Annotated in this window: 12 protein-coding genes; 11 read left to right on the forward strand and 1 reads right to left on the reverse strand. The window is 64.5% G+C overall.

Going from position 1 to position 17820, the window contains the following annotated elements; translation table 11 throughout:
• The first annotated feature begins 110 nt into the window (after positions 1–110).
• From KVT37_RS04080 to KVT37_RS04090, 3 genes are all read left to right on the forward strand, one after another.
• Positions 111–911 (forward strand): MipA/OmpV family protein, encoded by an 801-nt coding sequence (locus tag KVT37_RS04080; protein WP_217569973.1) that lies wholly within the window; start codon positions 111–113, stop codon positions 909–911.
• Positions 912–1160: 249 nt separating this feature from the next.
• Complete coding sequence (ileS, locus tag KVT37_RS04085) at positions 1161–4151, forward strand: isoleucine--tRNA ligase (protein WP_217569975.1); 2991 nt, start codon at positions 1161–1163, stop codon at positions 4149–4151.
• A gap of 190 nt (positions 4152–4341) precedes the next feature.
• Positions 4342–5016: a hypothetical protein gene (locus KVT37_RS04090; RefSeq protein ID WP_217569978.1), complete on the forward strand. Its 675-nt coding sequence runs from the start codon at positions 4342–4344 to the stop codon at positions 5014–5016.
• A gap of 43 nt (positions 5017–5059) precedes the next feature.
• Here KVT37_RS04090 and KVT37_RS04095 read toward each other — a convergent pair whose 3' ends face one another.
• A complete protein-coding gene (locus KVT37_RS04095) occupies positions 5060–5527 on the reverse strand; it encodes a nucleoside deaminase (protein WP_217569980.1) in 468 nt (155 codons plus the stop codon).
• Positions 5528–5704: 177 nt separating this feature from the next.
• Here KVT37_RS04095 and KVT37_RS04100 point away from each other — a divergent pair, with 177 nt between their 5' ends.
• The 8 genes from KVT37_RS04100 to KVT37_RS04135 form a co-directional block, all read left to right on the forward strand.
• Positions 5705–7666 (forward strand): pseudouridine synthase, encoded by a 1962-nt coding sequence (locus tag KVT37_RS04100; RefSeq protein ID WP_217569982.1) that lies wholly within the window; start codon positions 5705–5707, stop codon positions 7664–7666.
• Positions 7647–8201, forward strand: coding sequence for a 16S rRNA (guanine(966)-N(2))-methyltransferase RsmD (gene rsmD, locus KVT37_RS04105; protein ID WP_217569984.1), 555 nt, complete (start codon positions 7647–7649; stop codon positions 8199–8201). The genes KVT37_RS04100 and rsmD overlap by 20 nt, the downstream gene beginning before the upstream one ends.
• A 94-nt stretch (positions 8202–8295) precedes the next feature.
• Positions 8296–9657 carry a pitrilysin family protein gene (locus KVT37_RS04110; RefSeq protein ID WP_217569986.1) on the forward strand — a complete coding sequence of 454 codons (1362 nt, stop codon included), beginning with the start codon at positions 8296–8298 and terminating at the stop codon, positions 9655–9657.
• Entirely contained in the window at positions 9657–11168 is a 1512-nt protein-coding gene (locus KVT37_RS04115; protein ID WP_254633810.1) for a pitrilysin family protein, read from the forward strand. Before KVT37_RS04110 ends, KVT37_RS04115 begins: the two co-directional genes overlap by 1 nt.
• On the forward strand, positions 11165–12022 hold the full coding sequence (locus tag KVT37_RS04120) for a patatin-like phospholipase family protein (protein ID WP_217569988.1): 858 nt from the start codon (positions 11165–11167) through the stop codon (positions 12020–12022). Before KVT37_RS04115 ends, KVT37_RS04120 begins: the two co-directional genes overlap by 4 nt.
• A 785-nt stretch (positions 12023–12807) precedes the next feature.
• The gene (locus KVT37_RS04125; RefSeq protein WP_308642586.1) at positions 12808–14646 is read left to right on the forward strand and encodes a type I secretion system permease/ATPase; all 1839 of its coding nucleotides are present in this window, start codon (positions 12808–12810) and stop codon (positions 14644–14646) included.
• A 1-nt stretch (position 14647) separates the two neighbouring features.
• On the forward strand, positions 14648–15949 hold the full coding sequence (locus KVT37_RS04130; protein ID WP_217569991.1) for an HlyD family type I secretion periplasmic adaptor subunit: 1302 nt from the start codon (positions 14648–14650) through the stop codon (positions 15947–15949).
• Between the two features lie 72 nt (positions 15950–16021).
• Positions 16022–17820: hypothetical protein (locus tag KVT37_RS04135; RefSeq protein WP_217569993.1), on the forward strand; the 1799-nt coding region annotated here is incomplete at its 3' end.

Raw genomic sequence — 17820 nt, forward strand, 5'->3', positions numbered from 1 at the left:
CGCCAGCCGGTTCCGATGTTACCGATTTTAAGTCAAATTTTACCGAACGCACGGCATGGCTTGAGCGTCGGCAGGTGGTGTTGCCGGCGCGTTTCGCGTAAGGGGTGACGATGCGTATTGTCGGGACGATTCCGCTGGCCGTCGCCATGGGCCTGTTCGCCGCCTCTGTCGCCCAGGCGGGCGAGGGCGGCAGCTGGATATCCGGCGACTGGTACCTGACGCTCGGCGCCACGGGCCTGGTCGCGCCGAATTTCGAGGGCGGCAAGAAATATATGTTCAGCGCCCAGCCGATCATCTCGCTCGGCAAGGTCGGCCCGGAGGCGCGCTTCACCTCGCGCAACGACAACATCTCGCTGGCGCTGATCGACGACGGCTCCGTGCGCGCCGGCCTGACCGGCAAGTTCCTGTTCCATCGCACTAGCAAGGACGAACTCGAGGGCCTCGACCCGGTGCGCTTCGGCGGTGAGGTCGGCGGCTTCTTCGAGTTCTATCCGCTGGATTGGCTGCGCGCCCGCGCCGAGTTGCGGCATGGCATCCGCTCCCACAACGGCTTCGTTGCCGACATCGCGGCGGATGCCTTCTATGACATCACGCCGACGGTCCGCATTTCCGGCGGCCCGCGCGTCTCCTTCGCCTCGTCCAACTATTTCGACGCCTATTACGGCGTCAATGCCAGCGAAGCGGCCGCATCGGGGCTCAGCGAATACCATCCAGGCGGCGGCGTGAAGTCGACCGGCCTTGGCGGCGCCATCACCTGGAAGGTGACCGAGCCGATGACGGCCAGCGTCTTCACCGAATATTCGCGCCTGATGGGGCCAGCAGCCGATTCCAGCCTGGTCAAGGAACGCGGCGACCGCAACCAGTGGATGTTCGGCGTGTCGACCACCTACCGCTTCAATTTCACGATGTAGGCCGTGAAAGCGGCTTCATGCCTTGAAATCCGCGCTTTATTCCTGCCGCGCCATCCGCTAAAAGCCACGCCATGACGAGCTTTTCGCGCCTTTTCGCGATCGCGATACGAATTACGGGCCCGGTGTTCCGGGTGGCCTGAGCGCCGCTGGAGCCGCCGGGAGTTTTCGCGCGCGCCCCTCGCGCTTTTTCAGAAATCAACGCATATCGCCCGAGCTTTGTGCCGCCGGGCAATTTGAGATGGCAGATCGATGACCGATACCCCTACGACCGATACGTCTGAGATGATCGACTATTCCAAGACGCTTTATTTGCCGCAGACGGATTTCCCGATGCGTGCCGGCCTGCCCGAGAAGGAGCCCGGCCTGGTCAAGCGCTGGCAGGACATGGACCTCTACAAGAAGCTGCGCGAGGAGGCCGCCGGCCGCGAAAAATTCGTGCTGCATGACGGCCCGCCCTATGCCAACGGCAACATCCATATCGGCCATGCGCTGAACAAGATCCTCAAGGACGTCATCAACCGCTCCTTCCAGATGCGCGGCTACGACGCCAACTATGTGCCTGGTTGGGACTGTCACGGCCTGCCGATCGAATGGAAGATCGAGGAGCAGTACCGCGCCAAGGGCAAGAACAAGGACGAGGTGCCGGTCAACGAGTTCCGCAGGGAATGCCGCGACTTCGCCGCGCATTGGATCAAGGTGCAGGGCTCAGAGTTCCAGCGCCTCGGCGTCATCGGCGATTTCGACAATCCCTACACGACCATGGCTTACCACGCCGAGTCGCGCATCGCCGGCGAGCTGTTGAAATTCGCCATGTCCGGCCAGCTCTATCGCGGCTCCAAACCGGTGATGTGGAGCGTGGTCGAGCGCACCGCGCTGGCCGAGGCCGAGGTCGAATACCAGGATTATGAGAGCGACACGATCTGGGTAAAATTCCCGGTCGCGAGCCTTGCGCGTCCTGTGGACGGGGGCGAGGGCGGGCAGTCGGCGGCGTTGTCCGAGGCCTCGCTGGATTTGCTCGAAGCCCATGTCGTCATCTGGACGACGACGCCCTGGACGCTGCCCGGCAACCGTGCCGTCAGCTATTCGCCGCGCGTCGCCTATGGCCTCTATGAGGTGACCGCGGCCGAGAACGCTTTCGGCCCGCAGCCCGGCGAGAAGCTGATCTTTGCCGACGCGCTGGCCGAAGACGCCGCCACCAAGGCCAAGGTGACGTTGAGGCGCCTTCACAACGTTTCGGCCGAACAGCTTGCAAGCCTGACACTTTCGCATCCGTTCAGGGGGTTTGCCGATGGCTATCAGTTCCCCGTGCCGATGATCGCCGGCGAGCATGTCACCGACGATGCCGGCACCGGCTTCGTCCACACGGCGCCCAGCCACGGCCGCGAGGACTTCGACGCCTGGATGGATGCGGTGGCCGAATTGCTCAAGCGCGGCGTCGATACCGCGATCCCGTTCCCGGTCGACGATGCCGGCTTCTTCACCAAGGACGCGCCTGGCTTCGGCCCGGACCGTGAGGGTGGAGCCGCGCGCGTCATCGACGACAATGGCAAGAAGGGCAACGCCAACCAGGCGGTGATCGACGAGCTGATCAAGCGCAACGCGCTGTTCGCGCGCGGCCGGCTGAAGCACAGCTACCCGCATTCCTGGCGCTCGAAGAAGCCGATCATCTTCCGCAACACGCCGCAATGGTTCGTCTATATGGACAAGGATCTCGGCGACGGCACGACGCTGCGCAGCCGCGCGCTGAAGGCCATCGACGACACGCGCTTCGTGCCGGCCGCCGGCCAGAACCGCATCCGCGCCATGATCGAGGAGCGTCCCGACTGGGTGCTGTCGCGCCAGCGCGCCTGGGGCGTGCCGATCGCCGTCTTCGCCGATGTCGACGGCAATGTGCTGAAGGACGCGGCCGTCAACCAGCGCATCATGGAGGCTTTCGAGAAGGAAGGCGCCGACGCCTGGTTCGCCGAGGGCGCCAAGGCGCGCTTCCTGGGCAATCACGATGCCTCCAAGTGGCACCAGGTGATGGACATCCTGGACGTCTGGTTCGATTCCGGCTCGACGCATGTCTTCACGCTTGAAGACCGTCCGGACCTCAAATGGCCGGCGGATGTCTATCTCGAGGGCTCGGACCAGCATCGCGGCTGGTTCCACTCCTCGCTGCTGGAAAGCTGCGGCACCAGGGGCAGGGCGCCCTACGAGGCGGTCATCACCCATGGCTTCACCATGGATGAGGAAGGCCGCAAGATGTCGAAGTCGCTCGGCAACACCGTGGTGCCGCAGGACGTGATCAAGCAGTCCGGCGCCGATATCCTGCGGCTCTGGGTGGTGACGACCGATTATTGGGAAGACCAGCGGCTCGGCAAGAACGTGCTGCAGACCAATATCGACGCCTATCGCAAGCTCAGGAACACCATCCGCTGGATGCTGGGTACGCTTGCCCATGACGATGGCGAGGACGTGCCGGTGGAGAAAATGCCGGAACTGGAGCGGCTGATGCTGCACCGGCTGTCCGAGCTCGACGAGCTTGTGCGCCAAGGCTACGACGCGTTCGAGTTCAAGCGCATCACCCGCGCGCTGCTCGACTTCATGGTGGTGGAGCTATCGGCCTTCTATTTCGACATCCGCAAGGACGCGCTCTACTGCGACGGGCCGTCGAGCCTGCGCCGCAAGGCGGCCGTGCAGGTGGTGCGCCACCTCTTCGAATGCCTGGTGAAGTGGCTGGCGCCGATGCTGCCTTTCACCACCGAGGAAGCCTGGCTCGACCGCCATCCGGACGCCGTCTCGGTGCATCTCGACCAGTTCCCGGCGATCCCGCAGAACTGGCGTAACGAGGCGCTGGCCGAGAAATGGCGCAAGGTAAGGCAGGTGCGGCGTGTCGTCACCGGCGCGCTGGAGATCGCGCGCGCCGAGAAGCTGATCGGCTCTTCGCTCGAAGCCGTGCCGGTGGTCGCCATCGACGACGCGGCGCTGGAAGCGGCGATCGCCGATGTCGACATGGCCGAAATGGCGATCACCAGCGATCTCGTCATCAAGCACGGCAAGGCACCGGAAGGTGCCTTCGGGCTCGACGACGTCAAGGGCGTGGCCGTGTTGGTGGAGAAGGCCGAGGATCGTGGCCTGGTCAAATGCGCGCGCTCCTGGCGCTACACCGCCGATGTCGGGCAGGACCCGGAATTCCCGGATGTTTCGGCTCGTGACGCCGCCGTGCTGCACGAGCTCAAGGCGCTCGGGCGTTTATAAGCCGGTGCAAAAGTGCCACGCCGGGCGGCCTGAATCCGCCCGCGCGTTGCCCTTAACAAGTGGTTGAGGTAAACACGCGACACTCCGGCAGACAAATTGTCGCCGGATTTCCATCGCAAGTGCGGGGAAGAAGGGGACCGTGCCCTTGGCCGGTGGCGACCGAAAGGCTGTTAGAGTGGGACTTTTTGGCATGACCGACAGAACGTTTGCGCGCGCCGCGCTGCTGGCGCCGCTTGTGGTATCGGCCATTGCTTTGTCGGGCTGCGTGGGATCTCCCACTTACGGAACCGACAAGACGGCCGCCGCGCAGCTTTTCGACGATGTTTCGGGCGCTGCCTCGATCATGCCGAAGCGCCGCGCACCGATCGACTACAAGCCGCGTCCGGATCTGGTGAAGCCCGGTCCTGGGCAGAAGGAGGCCCTGCCGCAGCCGCAGGAGAGCATCGAGACCGCGAGCGCCGATTGGCCCGAATCGCCCGAAGCGCGCCGCGCCCGCATCCGCGCCGATGCCACTGCGCATCAGAACGATCCGAACTACCAGCCGGAAGCCGTCGAGGATGTGCAGACCGATCCCGAGGCGGTGAAGAAGGCGATGGCGGAGTCGGGCTCCAGCCACCCGCCGCGCTGGTCGCCAGAAGATTCCAACGGTACCCGTAAGGTCGAGGTTCAGCGCCGGCTTGCCGAACAGAAGCAGGGTGATCCGACCGTTCGCAAATATCTGAGCGAGCCGCCGCTTGCCTACCGGCAGCCTTCCGATGCCGCGCCGCAGAACGAACTCGGCGAGGACGAGTTCAAGAAGGAGCGCCGGCTCAAGGCGCAGGCCGAGGGCAAGAAGAGCGGCTGGTTCGACTGGCTTGGCCTGTGAATAGTGAATAGTGAATAGTGAATAGTGAATAGTGAATGGATCACTACTCACCACTCTCACCACCATTCCGTTTCTCGCGAAAAAAATCCTTGAGGATGAGGCTGGCTTCGCTTTCGCCGATCCCCGGATAGACGTCCGGCGTGTGGTGACAGGTGGGCGAAGCAAAGAAGCGCACGCCGTTGACCACCGCGCCGCCTTTCTCGTCGGCGGCGCCGAAATAGAGCCGCCGCAGCCTGGCGAAGGAGATCGCGCCGGCACACATGGCGCAGGGCTCCAGCGTCACATAGAGATCGTGGCCGGTCAGCCGCTCGCTGGCGAGTTTTTGGCAGGCCTCGCGGATCGCCAGCATCTCGGCATGCGCGGTCGGATCCGCCAGCTCACGCGTGCGGTTGCCGGCTTTCGCCACCACGGTGCTGCCGTCGGCGATCACCGCGCCCACCGGCACTTCGCCGCGGTTTGCCGCCGCCTCGGCCTCTTCAAGCGCCAGGGCCATGAAATCAGGCCGCTTCACGCAGTTTCCATTCCGATTACTCCTCGCCACCCGGCAGTGATCCTGTTATCTAGCGCGAGACCCTGAAAACCGGAATCGGTTTTTGCCGCGCTGGCATAGCGCAAAAATCAAGATGACACCGCCTGCGTTGGGCGTCCGCAAGGGCGTGCGGCGCCGCAGGTGAAGACGAGCAAAGTAATGGACGACGACAAGAAATCTTCACGCGGACCGCGCAAAGGCGGTTCGAAACCGGCGGGCCAGCATGGCCGCGACGGCAAGCCGGGCTTCGGCCCCAAGAAACCGTTTGTGAAGCGCGAGCGGCCTATGGCTGCCGAAGGCGAGCGCCGCGACGTCAAGCGCAGCTACAAGCCGCGCGAAGCAGGCGAGGGTGCGGAACGCGGCGAAAGACCTTTCCGCAAAGGTCCACGCCCCGAAGGCAAGCCCTTCGAGAAGCGCGAAGGCCGCAAGCCTTACGCACCGCGCAGTGACCGGCCGGCGGCCGCGGAAGGCGAGCGCGGCGATTTCAAACGCAGCTACAGGCCGCGTGAAATGGGCGAGGGTGCGGAGCGCGGCGACCGGCCGTTTCGCAAAGGCCCGCCGCGCGAAGGCAAGCCATTCGAGAAGCGCGAAGGCCGCAAGCCCTACGCGCCACGCGGCGACCGGCCGATGGCCGCCGAGGGCGAGCGCGGCGAACACCGTTTCGAGCGCCCCAAGCACGCGTTCGGTGACCGCCCTAAGCGGGACTTTGCCGATCGCCCGAAGCGCGATTTCAGCGAGCGTCCGCGTGGCACCGCAGGAAAGCCGGAGGGTGGCTTCAAGCCGCGCCCGCGTCCCGCCGAAGCGGCAGCGGAAACCGGCGAGCGCATCGCCAAGCGGCTGGCGCGCGCCGGCATCGCCTCGCGCCGCGACGCCGAGGAACTGATTGCGGCCGGCCGCGTCAAGGTCAACGGCAAGGTGCTGGACTCGCCGGCCTTCAACGTCAGCGCCTCCGACGTCATCCATCTCGACGGCACCGAAATTCCGCCGATCGAGCGCACGCGCCTCTTTCTGTTCCACAAGCCGGCGGGCGTGGTCACCACCAACCGCGATCCGGAAGGCCGCAAGACCGTCTTCGACGTGCTGCCGGCCGACCTGCCGCGGCTGATGACCATCGGCCGGCTCGACATCAACACCGAGGGCCTGCTGCTGCTCACCAATGACGGCGGGCTGTCGCGCGTGCTCGAACTGCCGGCCACCGGCTGGCTGCGGCGCTACCGCGTGCGCGTCCACGGCAAGGTCGAGGAGAGCGCGCTTGCCGGCCTGCGCGACGGCATTGCCGTCGACGGCGTCTTCTACGGTTCGATCGAAGCCTCGCTCGACCGTGAGCAGGGCACCAATGCTTGGCTGACGCTGGGCTTGCGCGAAGGCAAGAACCGTGAGGTGAAGAACATCCTCGGTGCGCTTGGCCTCGATGTCACCCGGCTGATCCGCATTTCCTACGGGCCGTTCCAGCTCGAGGATCTTCCCGAGGGCCATGTGCTGGAGATCAAGGGCCGCGTTTTGCGCGAACAACTCGGCGAACGGCTGATCGAGGAATCCGGCGCCAACTTCGATGCCGAGATTCAAAAGCCATTCTCCAACAAGCCGGTGCGTGGCAGCGGACCGCGCCGCGAGGAGGCCGACCGGCCGAAATTCGAGCGCGACGGTGACCGCCGGCCGATCGGCGAGGGTGGACTGATCAAGGCACGCAAGCGCCGCGAGGGCAGCCGCGACGAGGCGCTGAGCAAGCTCTCGACGAAACCCGAACGGACATTCGGCGAGCGCGGCGCGAAGTCCGACCGGGGCGGTTTCGGCGACAAGCCGCGCGGCGGGTTTGGCGACAAGCCGCGTTTCGGCGGCAAGAAGTCCGAGCGTGAGCAAAGGCCGATCGAACCGCCGGGCCAGCGCAAGGCCAATGTCTGGATGGCGCCGGGCGCGCGGCCGATCGGCAAGGGCAGGGCGGAAGCCGATGCCGCCAAGGCCGCCGAGGCGAAGGCGCGCAAGGCATCCTACAAGCCGGGCGGCAAGGGCAAACCAGGCGCGAAGCCATTCGGCAAGCCCCACGGCGAGCGCCCCGAAGGCGATGGCGGCAACAGGCCGCGCGGTCCGAAGAGGGGCGGCGATGCGGATCGTCGGCGGTGAATTCCGCGGGCGTCCGCTGGCGACGCCAAAAAGCAATGCCATCCGTCCGACCACCGACCGCACCCGCGAGGCGGTGTTCAACGTTTTGGCGCATCGCCACGCCGAAAAGCTCGAAGGCGGCCGTGTGCTCGATCTCTTCGCGGGCACCGGTGCGCTGGGGCTGGAGGCGTTGTCGCGCGGCGCCTCCTACTGCGTCTTCATTGAGGAATCGACAGAGGGGCGTGGCCTGATCCGTGAGAATGTCGAAGCCTATGGGCTCACCGGCCGCACAAAAATCTTCCGGCGGGACGCCACCCATCTCGGCGAGGCCGGCACGATCTCGCCCTTTGGCCTGATCTTTGCCGATCCGCCTTACGGCAAAGGGCTTGGCGAGCGGGCGCTGCGCTCGGCCAAAGCCGGCGGCTGGCTGCTGCCCGGCGCGCTCTGCGTCGTCGAGGAGGCGGCCTCGGCGCCGTTCGAGCCGGGCGCCGGTTTTTCGGTGATCGATGAACGCAACTACGGTGAAACGATCATCCGGTTTATCGAGGCCAGCTAGGTTGTTCCAGCCGCGCCTCGAAAATGCCGAACAATTCACTTTGCCTCGCCAGTAAACCTTGCCTATCGTCGCGCAACCGAGACCGGAGAACTTGATGACATCTACGCGGATTGGGCTGCGCGCGGCGCTTCTTGTCGGCTCGCTGGCGCTGACGACGGCGGCTCCGGCCCGTGCGGCCGACGATGGCGACGTCAAGGATTTCCTGCTCGACAACGGCATGGAGGTGGTCGTCATCCCGGATCACCGCGCGCCGATCGTCACCCATATGGTCTGGTACAAGATCGGCAGCGCCGACGAGCCGCCGGGCAAATCCGGCATCGCGCATTTCTTCGAGCATCTGATGTTCAAGGCCACGACCAACCATGCCGCGGGCGAGTTCGACCGCGCTGTGTCCGAGATCGGCGGCTCCAACAACGCCTTCACCTCCTACGACTACACCGCCTTCCACGAGACGGTACCGCCTTCGGCGCTCGAACAGATGATGGGTTTCGAGGCCGATCGCATGCGCAACCTCATCCTGACCGACGATGTCATCAAGACCGAGCGCGACGTCATCCTGGAGGAGCGCCGCTCGCGCATCGACAGCAACCCGCAAGCGGTGCTCGATGAGGAGGTCGATGCCACGCTCTGGCAGAACCAGCCCTACCGCATTCCGGTGATCGGGTGGATGCAGGAGATGGAGCAGCTGAACCGTCCCGACGCGAAAGCCTTCTATGACAATTACTACCGGCCGAACAATGCGGTGCTGGTGGTCGCGGGCGACGTCGAGCCGGATGCCGTCAAGGCGATGGCCGAGCGCACCTACGGCAAGGTGGCGCGCGGCCCGGATCTGCGCCCGCGCATCCGTCCGGTCGAACCCGAGCAGAACACCAGGCGCACGGTGACGCTGACCGACGCGCGCGTTTCGGTGCCAAGCTTTTCCACGCAATGGGTGGTGCCGTCCTATCACACGGCCAAGCCCGGCGAGGCCGAGGCGCTCGATCTGCTTGCCGAGATCCTCGGTGGCGGCAACCGCAGCCGGCTCTATCAGGAGCTCGTCGTCAAGCAGGGGATCGCCTCTGAAGCGGCCGCCTATTTCCAGGGCACCATGCTCGATGCCACCAACTTCACCGTCTACGGCGCCCCGCGCGGCGACGCCAGGCTTGCCGATGTCGAGGCGGCGGTCGACGCCGAGATCGCCCGCATCGTCAAGGACGGCGTCAGCAATGACGAACTGGAGCGGGCCAAGACCCGCTATGTGCGCTCGATGATCTTTGCCCGCGACAAGCAGGACGACATGGCCAACATGTATGGTTCGACACTTGCCACCGGCGGCAATGTCAAGGACGTCCAGGAATGGCCGGATCGGATCCGCAAGGTCACCGCCGACGAGGTCAAGGCGGTCGCTGCCCGCTATCTGGCGCTCGATCATTCCACCACCGGTTATCTCTTGCCGCAGCAGCAGGCGGGGAATTGATGATGAGCATGGTTCATGCCAGCAACTTCCCTTCTCCCCTTGTGGGAGAAGGTGGATCGGCGCGCAGCGCCGAGACGGATGAGGGGTGGTCCAGGGAACGCAACGTCTCACTTCGCTGGAACACCCCTCATCCGTCGCCTTCGGCGACACCTTCTCCCACAAGGGGAGAAGGTAAAATCCATCGCGCCGTCGCCACCCTTTGCTTTGCCCTGTTCTTCCTGCTCTTGCCGGCGCTCGCCGCCCGCGCGGAGATGAACATCCAGGAGGTGAAGTCGAAGAAGGGCATCGCCGCTTGGCTGGTGGAGGATCATTCGATCCCGCTGATTTCAGTTCGCTTCGTCTTCGATGGCGGCAGCGCGCAGGATCCGGCCGGCAAGGACGGCCTGGTCAACCTTATGACCGGCCTGTTCGACGAAGGCGCCGGCGACCTCGACAGCGATGCCTTCCAGCAGAAGCTCGACGATGCCGGCGCCGAGATGAGCTTCCAGGCCGCGCGCGACGGCACCTACGGCTCGATGCGCATGCTGTCGGAGGAGAAGAACGAGGCTTTCGGCCTGCTGAAGCTTGCCGTCAACCAGCCGCGTTTCGACCAGGCGCCGATCGACCGTATCCGGGCGCAGGTGCTCTTCGGCATCCTCGCCAACGAGCGCGATCCGAACACGGTGGCGCAGCAGCGCTGGCTGCGCGCCATCTATGGCGAGCATCCTTATTCGCGCTCCGACCAGGGGACGAAGGACAGCCTGACCACCATTACCGCCGATGACATCAAGGCTTTCCACAAGGCCAATTTCGCCCGTGGCGGGCTGCATGTGGCAGTGGTCGGCGACATCGATGCCGCGACGCTGAGCGACAAGCTGGACGAGGTGTTCGGCGATTTGCCCGAAAAGCAGACATTGGCTCCGGTGGCGGATGTCACGCCAAAGCTCGGGCAGCAGCTCGAAGTGAATTACGACTTGCCGCAGACTTCGCTGCAGCTTGCCTGGCCGGGCGTGAAGCGCAGCGATCCGGATTTCTTTGCCGCGGTCCTGATGAACGAGATACTCGGCGGCTCGACCTTCACCTCTCGGCTCTTCGCCGAAGTGCGCGAGAAGCGCGGCCTTGCCTATGGCGTCAGCTCCGATCTCATCGACAATGAGCATTCCCACGCGCTGCTGGTGACGACGGCGACGCGTTCGGACCGCGCGGCCGAAACGCTTTCGATCGTGCGCCAGGTGGTGAAGGACATGGCCGAGAACGGCCCCACCGAGGAGGAGCTCGCAGCCATCAAGAAATACATGATCGGCGCCTACGCCATCAACAATCTGGATTCCTCCAGCTCCATCGCCGCGACGCTGGTCGAGCTGCAGGTCGACGATCTCGGCATCGACTACATGAAGCGTCGCGCCTCGCTCATCGACGCGGTGACGCTGGCCGACGTCAAGGCGGCGGCAAAGAAGCTTCTGTCGGCCGAACCCGCCGTGATGGTCATCGGCCCGCCGCTGGTGCAGGTGGCGGGGAGCGGCAAGGGATGAGCCCGACCTTCGGGGTAGCCTTCGGCGGCGGCGGCGCGCGCGGTCTCGCGCACATCCATATCATCGAGGCTCTCGACGAGCTCGGCATCACGCCGGTGGCGATCGCGGGCTCGTCCATCGGCGCCATCATGGGCGCCGGCATGGCCGCCGGCATGACCGGAGCGCAGGTCCACGAATACTCCCGCTCGATCCTCGGCAGCCGCGCCGAAATGGCCGCGCGCATGTGGCGCTCGCGGCCGGGCACGATCGCCGAAGCCATGCAGGGCGGCATACGCGTCGGCCAGTTCAACATCGAGCGTATCCTGAAGGCTTTCCTGCCTGGGGATATTCCCGCTACCTTCGAAGAGCTGAAGATCCCGCTCAAGGTCACGGCGACCGACTATTTCGGCCACAAGCTCGCGGTGTTCGCCGAGGGTGAATTGCATTCGGCGCTCGCGGCCTCGGCCGCCATCCCGGCGGTGTTCCGGCCGGTGGTGCGCAATGACTGCCTGCTGATCGACGGCGGCATCTACAATCCCGTCCCTTTCGATCTGCTCGAAAGGGACGCCGACATCATCATTGCGATCGACGTGGTCGGCGCGCCGAGCGATGCCGAGCGCCGGCATCCGACCACGGTCGACCTGATGTATGGCGCTTCGCAACTGATGATGCAGTCGATCATCGCCAACAAGCTGCAGCAGTCTCAGCCCCATATCCTGATACGTCCGAAAGTCTCGAAATACCGCGTGCTCGATTTCCTCAAGATCGAGGCGTTGATGGCTGAGACGGTCGAGATCAAGGACGAACTGAAGCGCGCCGTCGAGAAGGCGGTGGAAGCGCATGGCGGCGGCCGGGGCAAGAAGAAAGTGGTCTGACAGGCCCTCGCGGCGGCCTCCCTTCAGGCGGATGGGATGGCGACCGAGGTCCGACGCCTGAAGTCTGATGGGGCGGGGCATAGGTCTCTTATAAGGTTGGACCTAAGAATAACGTGAAGTATTCTTTATACCCGATTTGGCCGAGTTCATGCCTAAATTTGAGGCTTGTCACGAAGTCTTCATTGAATTGCCCGTTGACGCACCCTGCGGTAGAGTTAATAATATCCTAATATAAGGTAGCGCAAATAATCTCCCGACCGGCAACAACGAGTTTCAGCGCTACTGCGGGTGGGAAATTTGCAGGGCGGCTTTCATAGCCGTCGTCGCCGTCAATCACTGAACCATCGCCTGTCCGTGAACCGCCTTTGGGCGGGCTGTTCACGGGCTGGGGTTTTCGGTCGTTCGTGGTCGCATGGCGTTGTGATCTTTTTTCTCCCGCGAAGTTGGGTGCCGAACGGTTTTCGGCATGGGGGTCGGCTGCCTTGCACGGCCAATCCGCCCATGGCGGCAGCGGACGCGTTCGGGGATGTGAAAGGCGGGTCGTGGCTGTGGGGTTCAGTAACGCGTCGCTCCGGTTGATGCACACAACCGTTGGTTCGGCGCAGACGAAGGTGCGGCTTTTCGGCCTGGCCCTCGTCGCATGCGTCGTCATGTTCTTTCTTTTCGGCTTCGGCCGGCATGCATCGACGGGCTCGATGCTCGTGGCGGCCGCGATGGCGGGTTTCGGTGGCTTGGCCATCCTCCGCGCCCGCGGCGACGCTGCGCAAGAGCCGGTGCAAAACGCCGTGGATAGCGCGCCCCCTCGCACCGTCACACCTGGCAAGACGCCGCCGAAAAAGACAGGCCGCCGGCCGGCCGGCTCGGCTCGCTCGGAGCTTGCCGCGGCACTTGCCAGCTGCCGCTCCGCCTTCCTGGCGGTCGGCCTGTTCAGCGGCATGCTCAATGTGCTGATGCTTGCGGGCTCGCTCTACATGCTCGAGGTCTATGATCGCGTGCTGCCGAGCCGCAGCCTGCCGACGCTCGTCGGCATTTCGATATTGCTCATCATTCTCTATTGCGGGCAGGGCTTTCTCGATTTCGTGCGGGCGCGGGTCCTTGTGCGGGTCGGCGGCGCGCTCGACGAGGCGCTCGGTCGGCGCGTCTATACCTCGATGCTGAGATTGCCGCTCAAGGCCAGCCGCGAGGGCGACAGCCTTCAGCCGATGCGCGATCTCGACAGCGTGCGCGGCTTCCTGTCCGGCATGGGCCCGACGGCTCTGTTCGACCTGCCGTGGATGCCGATCTATCTCGTCATCATCTTCATGTTTCATTGGGTGCTTGGCGTGACTGCTCTGTTCGGGGCAATCGTTCTGGTCGTGCTGACCCTGCTCGCCGAGCGGTTGACGCGACGGCCGGTAGCAGCCGCCACCTTGAGCGGTAACCGGCGCGGCGGGCTTATCGCTGCCGGCACTCGCAATGCTGAAGTCGTCGCCGCCATGGGCATGGCCGGCGGGCTGGCTTCGCGCTGGGAAGATGCCAACGTCGAATTCATTGCCGACCAGCGCAAGGTGAGCGACGTCGCGGGCAGCTTTGGTGCCGTGTCGAAAGTGCTGCGCATGCTGCTCCAGTCCGCCATGCTCGGCATCGGCGCCTGGCTGGTGATCGAAGAGCAGGCGTCGGCGGGCATCATCATCGCCGCTTCCATCCTCAGCGGCCGCGCGCTGGCGCCGGTCGATCTCGCGATCGCCAATTGGAAGGGTTTCGTCGGCGCACGCCAGGGCTGGCAACGGTTGAGCCGGGTGCTTGCGGCCATGCCCGCCGAGACTGAACCCATGCTGCTGCCGGCGCCAAGCGCCAATGTCGTGATGCACGGTGCGGCCATCGTGGCCCCGGGGACCCAGAGGCTGCTGGTGCAGGATGCCAGCTTCGCCGTGGAAGCCGGCCACGGGCTCGGCATCATCGGTCCGAGCGGCTCGGGAAAATCCACCCTGGTGCGGGCCCTCGTCGGGGCCTGGCAACCCGTCAGCGGCCGCGTCAAGCTCGACGGAGCCGATCTCGACCAGTGGTCCTCGCAGGAGCGCGGTCGCCATATCGGCTACCTGCCGCAGGACGTGGAGCTGTTTGCCGGCACCGTCGCCGAAAACATCTCCCGCTTTGATCCGGACGCCGACGCGGATGCGATCATCGCCGCGGCCAAGTCGGCTGGCGCGCATGAGTTGATCGTGGGCTTCCGCCAAGGCTACGAAACCGAGATCGGCGAGCATGGCGAGGCGCTGTCGGCCGGCCAGCGCCAGCGCATTGCTTTGGCCCGCGCACTCTATCGCGATCCGTTCCTCGTGGTGCTCGACGAGCCGAATTCCAACCTCGACATGGACGGCGAGCAGGCCCTGATCCGCGCGATGCTCGGCGTTCGCGAGCGCGGCGGCGTGGTTGTCATCGTCGCCCATCGTCCGAACGTGCTGACGGCCGTCGATTTCGTCCTGGCGATGAACCAGGGGCGCATCCACGACTTCGGGCCGAAGGAAGAGATCTTCGCAAAGATGTTCCCGACGTTGCGGCCGGTCCCCGCGGCCACTCCGCCGCTGCGGGTGTCCGCCGAAGGTACACATCAGGCCGTCGCCAACGGAGCCGAGGGAGGGAACTGACATGGCTGCCCTGAGCGCCTCCCATGCGTCGATCCGCTTCTACACACGGCTCGGACTCGGAGCCGTGCTTCTGCTTGCCGGTGGCGTGGGCGGCTGGGCATCGGTCACCGAGATAGCCGGCGCGGTCATCGCGCCCGGCACGCTCGTCGTCGATTCCCACGTCAAGAACGTGCAGCATGCGACCGGCGGCGTCATTGCCGAGGTCGATGCCCGCGACGGCGACAAGGTGAAAGCCGGCGACCTCCTGCTGCGTCTCGACCGTATCGTTCCGGCCGCCAATCTTGCGGTGGTCAGTAAGGCGCTCGACCAGCTCGCGGCGCGCAAGGCCCGTCTCGATTCGGAGCGACGCGGCAGCGACGCCATCGTCTTCCCGCCCGATCTTCTGGACCGCGTCGCCGATCCCGACGTTGCCGAGGCGGTGGCCGGAGAAAAGCAGCATTTCGAGACCCGGCGCACCTCCCGCACCGGGCAGAAGAGCCAGCTTGCGGAACGCATCGCCCAGCTGGAAAAGGAGATCGCCGGCGACGCCGCGCAGGCGGATGCCAACAGCAAGGAGATCGAGCTTGAGCAAAAGGAGCTCGCTTCGGTGCGCGCGCTCTGGGCCAAAAAGCTCATCTCCATCGATCGCCTGACTTCGACCGAGCGCGAGGCCACGCGCCTCGACGGCGAACGCGGCCAGCTCGTTGCCGCCCAGGCGCAGGCCGAGGGGAAGATCGCCGAGATCAAGCTGCAGATCATCCAGATCGATCTCGATCTCAGCACCGAAGTGAACAAGGACCTGCGCGACGTCGACGGCCAGATGGGCGAGCTCCTGGAACGCAAGGTCGCCGCCGAGGACCAACTGAAGCGGGTCGACATCCGCGCGCCGCAGGACGGTGTCGTGCAGCAGTCGATCGCCTATACGATCGGCGGCGTGGTGAAACCGGGCGAGACGATCATGCAGGTCGTTCCCGACAATGACAGCCTTGCCGTGGAAGCCAGGATCGCGCCCAGCGACATCGACAAGCTGTGGGTCGGCCAGTCTGCCTCACTGCGATTTTCGGCATTCAACACGCGCACCACACCGCAGATCGACGGTGTCGTCGAGCGAACCTCGCCCGACATCGCCACCGATCAGCGTACCGGCGCCAGCTACTACACCGTGCGCATCAAGACGACTGCCGCCCAGGTTGCGCGCCTCGGCGAGGTCAAGCTGTTGCCCGGCATGCCGGTGGAATCCTTCATCAAGACCGAGGACCGCTCGGTGATCTCCTACCTGGTGAAGCCGTTACGGGACCAGATCATCCGCGCCTTCAGACAGTGAGCCCGCCTCGCGCGGGAAAATGGAAACAGCAGATACGGAACGCAACCGCAGTCAAATTCAAGAGGAAACGTCATGACCGACCTTACGGACAATCTGACAGGTGATCTGCTCGCGACAACCGATCCCACGACGACCGGAAGCATCGATCCCGTCGCGCCGCTTGCAATCTCGCTTGACCAGGCGGATGCGGATTACGCTCCCGGCGAGACGGTTGGAATCACGACCACCAATGTCTCGGATGGCGGCACGCTCACCTTCGAGGTCGCCCATCTCAGCGCCGGCGCCGACGGCGTCCTCGGCACCGCGGACGATGTGCTCACTTATGATCTTACCGGCACCGGCACGCCCTGGACCGTCACCGACGGCGGCGCCGGCGATCTGGACGGTGTTGCCAACGGCTCGATCGAGACGTCGTGGTACGTCAACGGCGACGCGGCAAACCAGGCATTCATGCTGACGGCCACTGACGGTCTAGGCAACACGGCCACAACAACGTTCACGGATGCGCCGAAGACGCCGCCGACCACCTTTGCCTATGCCGACACCCACATCGACATAACCGCCGACAACACGACTGTGAGCGCGGCTGGTGCCGTGTTTTCAAGCCGCGACACGACGATTTTCTCCCATCTGGTAAGCGGTTCTTCCGGCACCGGCAATTGGTCGGTGTTTGCGCAGATCCAGAATGCCGGCGCGGAGCAGGGTTTCAACAGCGCCGATGGCGTGTTGGATGAAAAGACGTCCAGCCAGCACAATATGGTCATTGCTCTGAACACGCTGGTCAAGGTCGACGCCGACGGCACGGTAGACCCGAACGGAGCGTATTACGCATTCCGTCTCGATATGCATCAGACGGGGTCGAATCCATTCCTCTCGCTTGATCAGCTGAAGATCTACCAGTCAGCCAATGGCAGTCTTGGCGCGGGCAGCTTCGCGGCCGGCCCTGACACAGCGGGGACGGACCCGAATTTCCATTTCACGTCTGGGAACACCACTTTAGCTTACAATATGAATGCTGGGGGGGCCAACTCGGTCCTGATGGACGCCGAGTATGACAGCGGCAGCGGCGGCGGCGGCGATGTGATTGTTCTGGTGCCGACTGCCAATTTCAATCCTGCGAACGGCAACTTCCTGTATTTCTATACCGCGATGGGATTCCAGGGCGGTGACTGGTCTGGCACCGGCACCTTTGAGGAATGGAGCGCGCTGAGCCAGCCGGCGACTTTCTCGATCTCGGGCACGAAGTACACCGACGTCAATGGCGATGACGCGACGGCGGGGCACAATGGCGACGACACGCCGCTGGCCGGCATCACCATCAATCTTTACGCCAGCGGCGCTCCCAACACGGTGATTGCGTCCACCGTGACGGCAGTCGACGGGTCCTACTCCTTCAATAATCTAGGGGTGTTGCCGAATAACCAGAATTACATCGTCAAGGAAGTGCTGCCGAACGGCGACACGCAGACCCTGGGCAACAATGGCTATATCATCAGTTCGACCATCGGCACCAACAGCACCGGCAACGACTTCGCCAACTTCGTCAACATCAGCATCTCCGGGCACAAATACACCGACGTCAATGGCGACGACGCCACCGCGGGGCATAATGGCGACGACACGGCGCTGGCCGGCATCACCATCAACCTCTATGCCAGCGGCGCTCCGAACACGGTGATTGCGTCCGTCCAGACGGCGGCCGACGGCAGCTATCACTTCGACAATCTCGGCCCGCTCAGCGGCGGCCAGACCTATGTCGTCAAGGAGGTGCTGCCGAACGGCGACATCCAGACCCTGGGCAACAACGGCTACATCGTCGCGGCCACCAGCGGCAACAACACCACCGGCGAGGACTTCGCCAACTTCGTGAA

This window comes from Mesorhizobium sp. GbtcB19 (assembly GCF_019091085.1).
In the GTDB taxonomy this organism is placed as follows: Bacteria; Pseudomonadota; Alphaproteobacteria; order Rhizobiales; family Rhizobiaceae; genus Mesorhizobium.

Coding starts and splice junctions, on each gene's coding strand:
- KVT37_RS04080 (WP_217569973.1), top strand. CDS start 111: ATGCGTATTGTCGGGACGATTCCGCTGGCCGTCGCCATGGGCCTGTTC.
- ileS (WP_217569975.1), top strand. CDS start 1,161: ATGACCGATACCCCTACGACCGATACGTCTGAGATGATCGACTATTCC.
- KVT37_RS04090 (WP_217569978.1), top strand. CDS start 4,342: ATGACCGACAGAACGTTTGCGCGCGCCGCGCTGCTGGCGCCGCTTGTG.
- KVT37_RS04100 (WP_217569982.1), top strand. CDS start 5,705: ATGGACGACGACAAGAAATCTTCACGCGGACCGCGCAAAGGCGGTTCG.
- rsmD (WP_217569984.1), top strand. CDS start 7,647: ATGCGGATCGTCGGCGGTGAATTCCGCGGGCGTCCGCTGGCGACGCCA.
- KVT37_RS04110 (WP_217569986.1), top strand. CDS start 8,296: ATGACATCTACGCGGATTGGGCTGCGCGCGGCGCTTCTTGTCGGCTCG.
- KVT37_RS04115 (WP_254633810.1), top strand. CDS start 9,657: ATGATGAGCATGGTTCATGCCAGCAACTTCCCTTCTCCCCTTGTGGGA.
- KVT37_RS04120 (WP_217569988.1), top strand. CDS start 11,165: ATGAGCCCGACCTTCGGGGTAGCCTTCGGCGGCGGCGGCGCGCGCGGT.
- KVT37_RS04130 (WP_217569991.1), top strand. CDS start 14,648: ATGGCTGCCCTGAGCGCCTCCCATGCGTCGATCCGCTTCTACACACGG.